Here is a 13,809-nt window from a genome sequence, read left to right as displayed (position 1 = left end):
GGTAAAAACCATTAAAAAATACGAACAATTACATAGGTGGTAAATAATGAAAAAAGCAGATATTTTAGTTTTAGACTTTGGCTCTCAATACACTCAGCTTATAGCAAGACGCTTAAGGGAACAAGGAGTTTATGCAGAAATTTTACCTTTTAATGTAAGCTTGGCTGATATTAAGGCGAAAGAACCAAAAGGTATTATTTTAAGCGGAGGTCCAGCAAGCGTATATGCAACTGATGCGTATTTTTGCGATAAAGGCATATTTGACTTAAATCTACCTATTCTTGGAATTTGTTATGGTATGCAACTCATGGCACATCATTACAAAGCTACAGTAGCACCTGCAGGACATAAAGAATACGGCAAAGCAAACATAGAAGTTAAAAAAGATAGCGCTTTATTTAAAAATCTTCCAAAAAAACAAACCGTTTGGATGAGTCATTCTGATAAAGTAGAAAATTTACCTCAAGGTTTTGAAGTTTTAGCCACAAGTGAAAATAGCCCTTTTTGTGTTTTTGGAAATGAGGATAAAAAATTCTTTGCTCTACAATTTCACCCAGAAGTACAACACAGCGAATTTGGCAAAAATATCTTAAAAAATTTTGCTAAATACGCTTGCAATTGTGAAAGTGTTTGGAATATGGGTTCTTTTGCAAAAACTCAAGCAGAAAAAATCCGCGAAGAAGTAGGCAATGATAAAGTGCTTTGTGCTGTAAGTGGCGGAGTAGATAGTAGCGTAGTTGCTGCACTTTTAGCTAGCGCTATAAAAGAGCAAGTTATAGTAGTTTTTGTAGATAATGGACTTTTAAGAAGTGAAGAAAAAGAACAAGTTGAATTTATGTTTAAAAACACTTTAGGCATCGATCTCATCAGCATTGATGCAAGTGAAATTTTCTTAAGTCGCTTAGCTAATGTCACAGATCCTGAACAAAAAAGAAAAATCATAGGAAATACCTTTATAGAAGTTTTTGAAGAAGAAGCAAAAAAACATAAAGATGTAAAATATCTCGCTCAAGGCACACTTTATACTGATATCATAGAAAGTTCTGTTGTAGGTGCAAGCAAAACCATTAAAAGCCATCATAATGTAGGGGGCTTACCTGAAAAAATGAATCTTAAACTCATAGAGCCTTTAAAAGAAATTTTTAAAGATGAAGTGCGTGCCTTAGGACTTGAGCTTGGACTTAGTAAAGAAGTAGTTTATCGTCATCCTTTCCCTGGACCAGGTCTTGCTATACGTATTATGGGAGAAGTAAATCGCCCTGGCTTAGAACTATTGCGCAAGGCTGATGTAATTTTACTTGAAGAACTTAAAAGTACAGGTTGGTATGATAAAACTTGGCAAGCATTTTGCGTACTTTTAAATGTTAAAAGCGTTGGAGTTATGGGGGATAATCGCACTTATGATAATGCAGTTTGCATACGCGTTGTAGATGCAAGCGATGGCATGACAGCTACTTTCTCGCATTTACCTTACGAAGTTTTAGAAAACATAAGTCGCCGTATCATCAATGAAGTAGAAGGTATAAACCGCGTTGTTTATGATATCTCAAGCAAACCACCTGCAACCATAGAATGGGAATGATCCATTTTTTCTAGCACTTATTTTTATTATAAAATTTTTATAAAAATAAGGCTAGAATTTATTCAAGAAATTTCAAGGAAGAAATATGCATGGAAAAATAGCTATTTATATGGATTCTACAGGACGTGGAACCGTTACAAACTCAGCAAATACCTTTTTTGACTTCAATCGCCAAATTTGGAATGATAAAAAAAGTATGCCAAGTGTTGGTATGCTTGTGGAATTTAGAACTCTTTCTAGCGAAAAAAAAGCAGAAGACGGCAAGCCCGTTCAAACAAGCAAAACCATAACAGGTATAAAACCTTCAAAATTTCAAGAATTTAAAGAAGGGGATTTTATCACTGAGCATGATTTTTGGAAAACTGACAATGATGATGAATTAGAAGACTTGCAAAACTCAAGAAGAAGTGCTTATATAACAGAACTTTATAGAACAACAGACTTTGACACTATAGAAAAAATTCCTCTTTCTTTTACTATACCTCAAGCTATACAAAAATATTTTGCCCATGAAATTTTATCCGTAGAAACGCTTCAAGCCAATCTACAAGATGAAAAGGAAATTCCTTGTATACTTGATTATCTTATACTTAAAAGATTTTTATTTAAAGCTTATGATACTTTAATTTTTATGGATAATAGCATAGACCAAACCCAATTTAGCGCATTAAAAAGCATCATGATGCATTTAGAGAATTCGTATAAGCAAATGATGGCTGATCAAAAACCAAATATCACTAAAATTTTTAACGAAACTTTTTTATCTTTGCAGTGTCATTACCAAGCTTTAGTAGCCACCATAGATACAAGAAAAAATCGTCTAGCCTCACTTGAAGCACAAATGAAAACTTTACAATCTGAAATAAATCTTAAAAGCAATGCGACCGATGCAGACCCTGAAAAACTTAAAGCACGACAAGAAATATTGGCTAAACTACAAAAAGAAGCAGAATACTACAGAACAACACTAAAAAGACTTGATGCTATAAGGGAAGATTTTTATAAGAAAAATTACAATATTTTCGAAAATGCTTTTAAACTTTCACGAGAAAAGCTCTTTAAAAAAATTGTCACAGGTTTAAATCTATGCGCAACCATAATGGATGTTAAAATTTGGCACTTGTCTTTAAAATCATCAGGGGTTAAAAATTCTTATTTTACTATGAGTAATATAGAAAATTCTTTCTGTTCTCTTTCTTTTGCAGAACATTACTTAAGTCGCTTAAATAAATCCGCTCTAAATCCTTTTGATCAAAAACTTTTAGTGTATATTCAAAAAATCACAAAAGAACAAAGAAAAAAATTTTTAGTTGTCACATCGGATTTAGATTTATTATGCAAATTAAAAATTGAAAACTTTTCACAAAATCCGTATTATTTAGTAAAATACGCACCTAAAAAAGTGAATTATCAGTCTTTAATGCGTGATAACACCTTTGATATAGTCTATATTGATGAAAAACATGTTTGGGAAAATGTTGCCGATATTATTTTACAAGGAAAGCATTTTGACAAATCAGGAAAAACCAAATTTAAACTGATTTAAGACATAGAAATTTAAGCTAAATTAAGTTATAATTTCCTTGCCTAAACAGTTTGTGGTATTTAAAGTGATCCAACACATTTTTATTAACTGCGATTGTGTGATTTACCGTGTTCTGTGGCATCGTTTGAGCTTTGAAAAAAGTGAGAAGTTGCAGCCTTTAAAAATTACCTAGCGGTTTTCTTTGACTTTTTGGGGTCAATCTTTGTTAAACGGCTGTTTGGGTTTAAAAGGAGATATAAATGAAAATAATGATTTTGGGTAGTGGTGCAAGAGAATATTCTATTGCTTTAGCCTTAAGAAGAGTAGACAAAAATTTAGAGTTTTATTTTGCTCCTGGAAATGGCGCTACCGAAAGTCTTGGAACAAATTTAAACCTAAAAGATCCAGTAGTTTTAGCAACCTATGCAAAAGAAAAAGGTTTTGATCTTTGTATAGTAGGAAGTGAAAGTTTTTTAGCTGAAGGGGTTGTAGATATTTTTAAACAACAAGGACTTGCTATTTTTGGGCCAAGTAAAGCTGCTGCAATGCTTGAAACCTCAAAATCTTTTATGAAAAGCTTTCTTAAAAAATACCGTATCAAAACAGCCAAATTTTTAAACACAAATGACATTGAAAAAGCAAAAAATTTTATATATAGTTTAACCCCTCCTATAGTAGTAAAAGCCGATGGACTTTGCGCAGGAAAAGGTGTTATCATAGCTAAAACTCATGAAGAAGCCATAGAAGAAACAGCTAAAATGCTGAGCGGAGAAAGCTTTGGAGATGCTGGAAAACTCGTTGTAATTGAAGAATTTTTAGATGGTTATGAATTAAGCATTTTTGCAGTATGTGATGGCAATGATTTTGTTTTACTTCCTGCAGCACAAGATCACAAAAAATTACTCGATAATGATCAAGGGCCAAATACTGGTGGAATGGGTGCTTACGCTCCTAGCTCTTTGGCGAATGAAAGCTTGCTTAGAAAAGTTCAAAAAGATATTATTTTACCAACTTTAGCAGGTATGAAAAAAGAAGGAGCGGAATTTTGTGGTGTTTTATTTATAGGTGCTATGATCGTTGGAAATAAACCTTACGTATTAGAATTTAACGTTCGCTTTGGCGATCCTGAATGTGAAGTTTTAATGCCTTTAATCGAAGATCCTTTAGAGCTTATTTTAGCTGCTACTCAAAGACGCTTAAGACACTCAAAAATCAAAATCAAAAAAGAATTTGCAGTAGGGGTTGTATGCGCAAGTGAAAATTATCCTTACAAAAGTTCACCAAAAAGTGAAATTACCGTAAATAACATTCCTGAAAACTCTCATATTTCTTATGCTGGAGTAAGCCTAGAAGATGGCAAATTAATGGCTGATGGTGGAAGAGTTTTAGTTTGCGTTGGCACAGGAAAAAGTATAGAAGAAGCGCAAAAAAATGCTTATAAACTTTGTGATAATGTAAATTTCAAAGGAAAACAATACAGAAAAGACATCGCTCATCAGGTTCTGAAATGAAAGAAAATTTACAAGACCGCTTAGAGCGTGAAAATCTAAAAATAGCAAGTTTTGGAAAAAGAGTTCTAGCTTTTTTAATCGATGATATGGTTATTTCTTTGATTGTGTTTATCATTTTTTATGATCGTCTAATCCAAGCAAAAGATTTATTTGAAACAACTCAAATTGTAGGAAATTTTTACCTTGGCTTCATCTTGCTTCATTTTAGTTATCAAGCAATTTTTACTTATCTTTATGGAGCAAGTTTGGGAAAAATATTATGCAAAATTATCATCTTGGATGAAAATCTTCTTGACAAACCCAATCTCATTCAAAGTTGCATCAGGTCTGCCGTAAGACAAGTTAGTGCTATGGCGTTTATGCTTGGATTTGCTTGGGCTTTAAGCAATGATTTACGCAAAGCTTGGGAGGATTATCTAGCAAGGACAATAGTAGTCGATGTGGCGTAAATTTTCCCTATTGCTAGGAACTAGCATAGCTTTAAATGCAGCACAAGTTGATATTTACGCTCTTGATGCAAAAAAAGAAGGTGATATTCTTACTGCGAACAATGATGTTATTATTTTTTCTGATTTTTATTTCATCACTGCCAATAAAGCAATTTACAATGAAAAAACCGGAGATGTTGAGCTTTTTGGCGATGTTAACATCCTAAGGGGACAAAACGAAAGATCACATTCTGATTATGCTAAAATCAACCTAAATTCCAATCAAGCCGATTTTAGTAATTTTTTCTTTTCCAATAACAATCTTGAAGTATGGTTTCAAAGCAAAACAAGCCATCTAAATGATAAAGTCTTTGAAAGCAAAGTTTCAGCAGTTTCAAGCTGCAATGTTGAAGATCCTGATTGGGAAATTCGTTTTTCAAAAGGCTGGCTTAACCGGGAAACCAATTTTGTTCATCTTTACAATGCAAGATTATATGTTAAAAATACCCCAGTTTTTTATCTACCTTATTTTGGATTTAGCGCTGATACTCATAGACAAAGCGGGCTTTTAATCCCAAAAATCGTTTTAAAAAGTAGCGAAGGCTTATACTATGAACAACCTATTTATATAGCCACTCAAGAAAATTGGGATTTAGAACTTGATCCACAAATTCGAACAAACCGTGGTTTTGGACTTTATTCTACTTTAAGATTTCTTGATTCTCCATATTCAACAGGAGAATTAAATTTTGGTGCTTTTAGGGAAAATAGCTCCTATTTTCACGATGAAAATTTGAAAAATCAAACCCACTATGGAATAGAACTAAAATACTCAAGAGATGATTTAATCAAATCTTTACTCAGTGATAATTTTCAAGAAGGCCTATGGATAGATGCAACCTATCTCAACGATGTGGATTATTTAAATTTAGGAAGTAGGGATTATCGAGATCTTAACTCGCTTGTAACCTCCAAAATCAATTATTTTTTAGCTGATGAAAACAATTTTTATGGAGCTTATGCAAGATATTATATCGACACATCTAAACTTAGCAACAATACAACCTTGCAAGAATATCCAAGCTTTCAATATCATAGATTTTTAAATAACCTTTTTGATGAACGCCTGCGTTATTCATTTGATGCTTCATTTCATAATTTTTACCGACCTGCTGGTTCTTATGCAAATGAGCTAAATTTAGACTTGCCTATCTCGTATCACAACGCTTTTTTTGGAGACTTTTTACACTTTACTTTTACAGAAAGATTTTATGCTTCTTTTGTAAATTATAGCAACGATCCCGAAAGAAACCATGAGCATTATTTCAGAAACACTCATGATTTTAATCTCTACACCGATCTTTCAAAAGCTTATGAAAATTTCTTTCATACTTTAAATTTAGGGGTGAATTACATTTTACCAGGAGCAAAATCAGGTAAAATCACGCAAGATTATCTTGAAGAATACGACAAAGAAAACGAACATACAAGTCTTTATACTGTGCAATATTTCTATAACAACGAAGGACAAAAAAAACTCAAACACAGAATTTCACTTGACTATCTCAATAAACAAAATGAATTCTATGAACTTGAAAATCTTTTAACTTATTATTTTAATGAAAACATCAATCTCAACAGCGAAGTGCTTTACTCTTATGAGCAAAGTCGCTTTACCAATGTCATCAGCCAAATAGAAGTCAATACAAATTCAAAATTTAATTGGATGTTTTCTCATGCTTATCAAAACGATGAGTATGGAAAATATAGCTTTATTGGTACAAGAGCAAATTATATTGCCACACCTAATTACAATTTATTTGGTGGAATTTGGTTTGATACTCAAAGAGCTCATGCAAACATGTGGGAACTTGGCTATACCTACCAAAGAAAATGTTGGAACTATTCTTTAATGTATAGAGAAAGAATCGATCCACAACTCACAAGTGGTGGCATCACAGCTAAAAATCAAAGCGGAGTTTATTTTATTTTCAACTTCTATCCTTTAGGAGGAGTAAAATACGATTTCTCTTTAGTAGAAAGTGAAAACAAAATTTAAAAAGGATGAAATTTGCTAAATATTTTAAAAAATTTTACGAATTTATTATCTGGTAAAAAAGGAAAAATAATGCAATACAGCATAGAAATTAACAAAAATACAGAAATATTTGATATAGACAAAGTCGCCAAACAAGCTGCCGGTGCTGTTTTAATGAGACAAGGCAAAAGCGTTGTTCTAGCTACAGTTGCAAGAGAAGAAAAACAAGTTGAAGAAGATTTTTTACCTCTAACCGTCCAATACATCGAAAAAGCTTATGCCGCAGGAAAAATCCCTGGTGGTTATGTCAAAAGAGAAACCAAGCCAAGCGATGCAGAAACCTTAACAGCACGCATTATTGATAGAAGCTTACGCCCTCTTTTTCCAAAAGGCTATGCTTATCCGACTCAAATCGTTGTGATGGTTCTCTCAGCTGATCCTAAAGTAGATTTGCAAGTAATGAGCTTAAATGCCGCAAGCGTGGCACTTTATCTTAGTGATATACCTATGAAAGCTCCAGTATGTGGTGTGCGTATAGGAAAGATAGATGGAAATTTCATACTCAATCCAAACAATGAAGAGCTTCAAAATAGTACCCTAGATCTCTATGTAGCAGGTGTAAAAGATGAGCTTTTGATGATAGAAATGAGAGCCTTACCTGATCAAAAAGAAAATGAAATCTTTATCGAAGCTCCTTATGCTGATGTTTTAACTCAAACCACTTCACAAAATATGAATGAACTTAGCGAAGATGAAATTTTAGAAGCTCTAAATTTAGCTCAAAAAGCTATATTAAATGGTTCAAATGCTTATGAAGAAGCCTTTAGCAAACACGAAAAAAATTCTCAAATCGAACTAAAAAATGAGATTGAATATCCTGAAATTTTAGCTTTTATAGAAAATAATTTCCAAAAACAAATCAAAGAAGCCATCAACCAAATGGCAAAAAGCGAAAGAGCAAGCGAACTAAATAAAATCGCTAAAGAAATTTCAAATCTTGAAATCGCTAAAGAGTGGAGCGAAGAAAGTGTCTTAAATACCTTAGCTAAAGTCAAACGCAAACTTATTCGTGAGCAAATTTTAAATGAAGGCAAAAGAGCTGATGGTAGAAGTTTAAACGAAGTGCGTCCTATTAATATAGAAACCAACATCTTACCAAACGCTCATGGTTCTTGTCTTTTCACTCGTGGACAAACTCAAGCCCTAGTGGTTGCAACCTTAGGCGGAGAAAACGATGCTCAAATGATAGACTTGCTTACAGAAAAAAATCCTATAAGCGAACGCTTTATGGTAAATTATAATTTTCCAGGTTTTTCAGTAGGCGAAGCAAGTCCTATCAAAGCTCCAGGAAGAAGAGAACTAGGACATGGAAATTTAGCCAAAAGAGCACTTTATCCAAGTGTGGATGAAAACTATCCTTATGTAATCCGCTTAGTCAGTGAAATTTTAGAAAGCAATGGCTCAAGTTCTATGGCAACGGTTTGCGGCGGATCTTTAGCCTTAAAAGCAGCAGGAGTGCCAAGCTTAAAACTTGTTGCAGGAGTAGCCATGGGGCTTATCTTTGAAGATAACAAGTATGCTGTTTTAACAGATATCATGGGACTTGAAGATCATGATGGGGATATGGACTTTAAAGTAGCAGGAAGCAAAGACGGCGTTACTGCTCTTCAAATGGATATAAAACTAGGTGGAATCGATCAAGAAACACTAAAACAAGCTTTATACCAAGCCAAAGAAGGAAGAATTCACATTCTAAATATCATGGAAGAAGCCGCCAAAAAAATCATAGTCAATGAAGAAGTTTTACCTAAACTTGAGCTTTTTAGCGTTGATCCTTCAAAAATCGTTGATATTATAGGACAAGCCGGAAAAACCATCAAAGAAATCGTAGAAAAATTTGGCGTTTCTATAGACTTAGATCGCGAAAAAGGTGAAGTAAAAATAGCAGGTAGTCAAAATGAGCAAATCAAAGCCGCAAAAGACTACATCATAAACATCACAAGCTCTCAAAAAGGAACTAAAAAAGGCTCTAAAGACAAAGATATATCAGGCTTTGAACTTGGGCAAGAATTTCAAGGTATTGTTAAAAAAATCGCTCCTTTTGGAGCCTTTGTGGAACTTAAAAATGGTGTTGATGGTTTATTGCATAGTTCAAAAAGCAAGCATCTTAATTTAAGCGAAAACCAAAGCTTAAAAGTTAAAATCAGCGAAATTAAAAACGGAAAAATTTCTGTGGATTTGTGTGAGTGAGCGAATTTCTAACTCATCCTTTTGAGCCTTTTTTTGACAAAGATTCTAAAATCTTAATTTTAGGATCTTTTCCTTCGGTAAAATCAAGACAAGATGGCTTTTATTATCAACACCCAAGAAATCGTTTTTGGCCTATACTAGAAACACTTTTTGATGTAAGATTAGAAAATATCACAGAACAACAAGCCTTTTTAAGAAAAAAACATATCGCTCTTTGGGATGTACTTCAAAGTTGCAAGATAAAAAATTCAGATGATAAAACTATAAGTTATGCAAAAGCCAATGATTTAAGCCCGATCCTTTCTCAAACCAAAATCCAAGCCATTTTTACTACTGGACAAAGTGCTTATAAATTTTTTATTAAATTCCACCCTCGCTTAAAAGCCATAGCTCTACCCTCAACTTCTCCTGCAAATTTAAATTTTTCTTTTGAACAGCTTTTACAAAACTATGAAATAATCAAAAAATTTACAAAATAACAAACTAAGCATTACCCCCCCCCAAGTAAAACAAGAAAAAAGCTAGTTAATATCTAGCTTTTGCGTGTTATCCTTGAATTCAAATTCCACTCTCTTAGCTCCAAAACCTTTAGCAATAGCTTCTAAAGTATCCTTAGCACTTTTATGAATTTTACTTTCTAAATTTTGGATAAGATTTAAAGACAAGTCTTTAACCTCATCTTTGGCTTCTTTTATGAGTTTGTTTTTATCACTTTCGCTAAAACTAATCCCCGTACTATTGATAGAATCAGGCAGTAAAAAAGGTAAAAATTTAGCATTTTTTTCATCATAAAATTTCATATCTATGATGCTGTGTTTGTATCTACACTCTGGCATGATGATCTTATAAGCATCGTCCCCTAAAGGCAAAATATCAAAGTTTTTATCCCTTAAATCATACAAGAAAGTGATCTCAAATTCAAAAATCAAAGCAATCTGTCTTTCACTCAAAGACCATCCTAAAAGATTTTTCCAAATTCCATTAAAAGCGCTATCTTTTTTAGTGACAATCTCTTTACTAAAAACTTGAAAAACACTTAATTCTCCTATGGATTTAAGCTGCATGATATCGCTAAAACTTTGCGTGCTTTTTTCTTCTATTTTAGGGCTTTTATACTGCCTAAAAAGCACTACAAACAAAAGTACAAGTAAAATCATCACTAAAACAAATAAAATCATTTCCATTTTAAACCTTTCTAAATTTATAAACCTTGATTTGAAAAGATATATTTTTTCTCAAACGCTAAGAAAATAAAAGCATTAATGATAAAAATCAAACACACAAAAGTAAAAACAAATTCCACTCTAAAATGTGAAGCCATAATCCCTCCGCCAAAAGCTCCACAAAAATTTCCCAAAAATTGACAAGTTTGATTAAAACCAAAAATCACACTTAAATTTTTAGCACTCACACTTTTTTTAAGCAAGGCATTCACACAAGGCAAAAGCCCTCCAAGTCCTACACCTATAAGTAAACGCACGAAAATAAGTGTATAAACATTACTTACTACAGCCTGCAAATAAAAGCAAATTCCACAAAATATCAAAGCTCCAAAAATAATCTTACTAGGCCCTATCTTATCGGCGATTTTTCCAAGTTTTGGTGCGAAAAAAAGATTGCTAATCCCACTTGCAGCCACTACTATACCCGCCCAAAGAGCCAAATTTCCACCTTGATGAATTTGCTCAACATAGATACTTAAAATCGGCATCACTCCAAAAGTACCAAATTGTATCACAAAAGTAGTGATAAAAAGAACGATAATAAGGGTTTTGTTTTCTTTCACTTTTTGAGTATTTTTCTTCGCCTCTTTTTGAATTTTTCTCTCATGGATGAAAAAATAAATCGTCACAAAAGAACAAGCGATCAAAAAAGCCACCATATCAAAAACCGTACTAATACTAAAAAATTCAGTCACAAAGCCACCAAACAAAGGCCCAAGCAAACTTCCACTTATAGAAGCCGTAGAAAGAGTTCCTAAAGCATAAGCGACTTTTTCTTTAGGTGCTATCACAGCAATAAACACAACAGCAGCAGAAGTAAAACCCGAAATTATCCCTGTTAAACCCCGCACAAAAACTACTTCTAAAGCACTATGAGCAAAGCTAAGCCATAAAGTTAAAACCGACATCCCAAAACTTGCACGAAGAAGCATATTTTTATAACCATACTTTGCACCCAAAAAAGCCCACAAAGGTGAAAAAACAGCCATAAAAAGTGGAGTGATCCCAAAAGCAAGCCCTGAGTAAAACGCTATTTCACTCGTATCAACATGTCCTAGTTCTTTGATATAAAAAGGCAAAATCGGAGCGATTTGACTAAGCCCCATACTTGTGGTAAAAACACCAAACCAACACACAAGCAAAGTTCTATTGAAATTTTCCATGGATTTATTGTATGATATTTTTTATAATTTTTAATTAAAACTCAAGGATAAAAATGAAAAAAATACTCTTTATATGCTTAGGCAATATATGCCGTTCTCCTATGGCAGAATTTATCATGAAAGATCTTGTCAAAAAAGCAAATTTAGAAAAAGAATTTTTTATAAGCAGTGCTGGAACTTCAGGAGAACACGATGGAGAAGGTATGCACTATGGCACCAAAAACAAACTTGCTCAACTTAACATAGAACACAAAAACTTCACAAGCAAAAAACTCACTCAAAAGCTTTGCGATGAAAGCGATTTTTTAATCACCATGGACAATTCTAACTTCAAAAATGTTTTAAAAAACTTCACCAACACCCAAAACAAAGTTTTAAAAATCACTGATTTTAGTCCTAGTCTAAACTACGATGAAGTCCCTGATCCTTGGTATAGTGGGAATTTTGATGAAACTTATAAAATTTTATCCCTAGCTTGTAAAAATTTACTTGTTTTTTTATCAAAATAATTTAAAACAACATATATTACTTCTCGTTTACTTTTTAGGCTTATACTTCTAAACGAACCGAAAAACATTCATAAGAAAAACTCCTTAAAATTACACGCCTAGCTTAAATCCCTTTAGCTAGGCTTTTCTTTAGATGTTTTTATCCTTCGGATTTAAAATTTTTACTATTTTAAGTGCTTCTTAAGAAAAAACTCCAAATTTATGTGCTACAATTACGATGTTTTATTAATTTTTGACAAGGAGAATTCTCATGAAACTAGTTAAACTTAGTTTAGTTGCAGCTCTTGCTGCAGGTGCTTTTTCAGCAGCTAACGCTACTCCACTTGAAGAAGCGATCAAAGATGTTGATGTATCAGGTGTATTAAGATACAGATACGATACAGGTAATTTTGATAAAAATTTCGTTGACAACTTAAATTTAAACAACAGCAAACAAGATCACAAATATAGAGCACAAGTTAACTTCAGTGCTGCTATAGCTGATAACTTCAAAGCTTTTGTTCAATTTGACTATAATGCTGCTGATGGTGGTTATGGTGCTAATGGAATAAAAAATGATCAAAAAGGACTTTTTGTTCGTCAATTATACTTAACTTATACAAATGAAGATGTTGCTACAAGTGTAATCGCTGGTAAACAACAATTAAACCTTATCTGGACGGATAACGCTATTGATGGTTTAGTTGGCACAGGTGTTAAAGTAGTAAATAACAGCATCGATGGTTTAACTCTAGCTGCTTTTGCTGTAGATAGCTTCATGGCTGCAGAACAAGGTTCAGATTTAGCAGGAGCAAACGGTGGTGCATTTAAAGTAGATTCAATTGGAAATCTTTACGGTGCTGCTGCTGTAGGTTCTTATGATCTTGCTGGCGGACAATTCAACCCACAATTATGGTTAGCTTACTGGGATCAAGTAGCATTCTTCTATGCTTTAGATGCATCTTATAGCACAACTATCTTTGATGGAATCAACTGGACACTTGAAGGTGCTTACTTAGGAAATAGCCTTGATAGCGAACTTGATAAAACATACGCTAATGGCAATTTATTTGCTTTAAAAGGTAGCATTGAAGTAAATGGTTGGGATGCTAGCCTTGGTGGTTTATACTACGGTGATAAAGAAAAAGCTTCTACAGTTGCAATCGAAGATCAAGGCAATATTGGTTCTTTACTTGCAGGTGAGGAAATTTTCTATACTACTGGTTCAAGACTAAATGGTGATACTGGTAGAAATATCTTCGGTTATGTAACTGGTGGATATACTTTCAACGAAACAGTTCGCGTTGGTGCTGACTTCGTATATGGTGGAACAAAAACAGAAGCTGCTAATCATTTAGGTGGTGGTAAAAAACTTGAAGCTGTTGCAAGAGTAGATTACAAATACTCTCCAAAACTTAACTTCTCAGCATTCTATTCTTATGTGAACCTAGATCAAGGTAAAAACACTAATGAAAGTGCTGATCATAGCACTGTAAGACTTCAAGCTCTTTACAAATTCTAAGAAGTTTTCAAGTCTAACTTCAAGGCGGAGTTTTGCTCCGCCTTTTTTTATGCCTGATTTTTAAAACTTAAATTTATAT

General features: G+C 33.3%; 11 protein-coding genes. 9 read left to right on the top strand and 2 right to left on the bottom strand.

From position 1 onward, the window contains the following. Positions 1–46 precede the first annotated feature (46 nt). The 7 genes from guaA (at position 47) to FBF15_RS03235 (ending at position 9,813) form a co-directional block, all read left to right on the top strand. Complete coding sequence (guaA, locus tag FBF15_RS03265; protein WP_038816721.1) at positions 47–1,582, top strand: glutamine-hydrolyzing GMP synthase; 1,536 nt, start codon at positions 47–49, stop codon at positions 1,580–1,582. A gap of 85 nt (positions 1,583–1,667) precedes the next feature. Further along, positions 1,668–3,128 (top strand): hypothetical protein, encoded by a 1,461-nt coding sequence (locus FBF15_RS03260; RefSeq protein WP_038816720.1) that lies wholly within the window; start codon positions 1,668–1,670, stop codon positions 3,126–3,128. A 239-nt stretch (positions 3,129–3,367) separates the two neighbouring features. Then, a complete protein-coding gene (gene purD, locus FBF15_RS03255; protein ID WP_002853212.1) occupies positions 3,368–4,618 on the top strand; it encodes a phosphoribosylamine--glycine ligase in 1,251 nt (416 codons plus the stop codon). After that, positions 4,615–5,067: an RDD family protein gene (locus tag FBF15_RS03250; protein ID WP_002853161.1), complete on the top strand. Its 453-nt coding sequence runs from the start codon at positions 4,615–4,617 to the stop codon at positions 5,065–5,067. The genes purD and FBF15_RS03250 overlap by 4 nt, the downstream gene beginning before the upstream one ends. Beyond that, on the top strand, positions 5,057–7,105 hold the full coding sequence (locus tag FBF15_RS03245) for an LPS-assembly protein LptD (RefSeq protein WP_165434557.1): 2,049 nt from the start codon (positions 5,057–5,059) through the stop codon (positions 7,103–7,105). The genes FBF15_RS03250 and FBF15_RS03245 overlap by 11 nt, the downstream gene beginning before the upstream one ends. Before the next feature lie 69 nt (positions 7,106–7,174). Further along, a complete protein-coding gene (locus FBF15_RS03240; protein WP_038816729.1) occupies positions 7,175–9,334 on the top strand; it encodes a polyribonucleotide nucleotidyltransferase in 2,160 nt (719 codons plus the stop codon). Next, on the top strand, positions 9,331–9,813 hold the full coding sequence (locus tag FBF15_RS03235) for a DNA-deoxyinosine glycosylase (protein WP_002859314.1): 483 nt from the start codon (positions 9,331–9,333) through the stop codon (positions 9,811–9,813). Before FBF15_RS03240 ends, FBF15_RS03235 begins: the two co-directional genes overlap by 4 nt. A gap of 42 nt (positions 9,814–9,855) precedes the next feature. Here FBF15_RS03235 and FBF15_RS03230 read toward each other — a convergent pair whose 3' ends face one another. Next, on the bottom strand, positions 9,856–10,518 hold the full coding sequence (locus FBF15_RS03230; protein ID WP_002859315.1) for a DUF4230 domain-containing protein: 663 nt from the start codon (positions 10,516–10,518) through the stop codon (positions 9,856–9,858). A gap of 17 nt (positions 10,519–10,535) precedes the next feature. Next, a complete protein-coding gene (locus FBF15_RS03225; RefSeq protein ID WP_165434556.1) occupies positions 10,536–11,720 on the bottom strand; it encodes an MFS transporter in 1,185 nt (394 codons plus the stop codon). 53 nt (positions 11,721–11,773) lie between these two features. On the opposite strand from FBF15_RS03225, the gene FBF15_RS03220 reads away from it, so the two are divergent. Both FBF15_RS03220 and FBF15_RS03215 read left to right on the top strand, forming a co-directional pair. After that, the gene (locus tag FBF15_RS03220; protein WP_002853170.1) at positions 11,774–12,229 is read left to right on the top strand and encodes a low molecular weight protein-tyrosine-phosphatase; all 456 of its coding nucleotides are present in this window, start codon (positions 11,774–11,776) and stop codon (positions 12,227–12,229) included. 250 nt (positions 12,230–12,479) lie between these two features. Then, a complete protein-coding gene (locus tag FBF15_RS03215; RefSeq protein WP_165434555.1) occupies positions 12,480–13,730 on the top strand; it encodes a major outer membrane protein in 1,251 nt (416 codons plus the stop codon). The last annotated feature ends 79 nt before the right edge of the window (positions 13,731–13,809 follow it).

This window comes from Campylobacter sp. CFSAN093233 (assembly GCF_011068165.1).
In the GTDB taxonomy this organism is placed as follows: Bacteria; Campylobacterota; Campylobacteria; order Campylobacterales; family Campylobacteraceae; genus Campylobacter_D; species Campylobacter_D jejuni.
This window is presented reverse-complemented; position numbering and strand designations above follow the sequence as displayed.

Excerpts from the sequence above, each read along its gene's own strand:
- guaA (WP_038816721.1), top strand. The coding sequence starts at position 47 with ATGAAAAAAGCAGATATTTTAGTTTTAGACTTTGGCTCTCAATACACT.
- FBF15_RS03260 (WP_038816720.1), top strand. The coding sequence starts at position 1,668 with ATGCATGGAAAAATAGCTATTTATATGGATTCTACAGGACGTGGAACC.
- purD (WP_002853212.1), top strand. The coding sequence starts at position 3,368 with ATGAAAATAATGATTTTGGGTAGTGGTGCAAGAGAATATTCTATTGCT.
- FBF15_RS03250 (WP_002853161.1), top strand. The coding sequence starts at position 4,615 with ATGAAAGAAAATTTACAAGACCGCTTAGAGCGTGAAAATCTAAAAATA.
- FBF15_RS03245 (WP_165434557.1), top strand. The coding sequence starts at position 5,057 with ATGTGGCGTAAATTTTCCCTATTGCTAGGAACTAGCATAGCTTTAAAT.
- FBF15_RS03240 (WP_038816729.1), top strand. The coding sequence starts at position 7,175 with ATGCAATACAGCATAGAAATTAACAAAAATACAGAAATATTTGATATA.
- FBF15_RS03230 (WP_002859315.1), bottom strand. The coding sequence starts at position 10,518 with ATGGAAATGATTTTATTTGTTTTAGTGATGATTTTACTTGTACTTTTG.
- FBF15_RS03225 (WP_165434556.1), bottom strand. The coding sequence starts at position 11,720 with ATGGAAAATTTCAATAGAACTTTGCTTGTGTGTTGGTTTGGTGTTTTT.
- FBF15_RS03220 (WP_002853170.1), top strand. The coding sequence starts at position 11,774 with ATGAAAAAAATACTCTTTATATGCTTAGGCAATATATGCCGTTCTCCT.
- FBF15_RS03215 (WP_165434555.1), top strand. The coding sequence starts at position 12,480 with ATGAAACTAGTTAAACTTAGTTTAGTTGCAGCTCTTGCTGCAGGTGCT.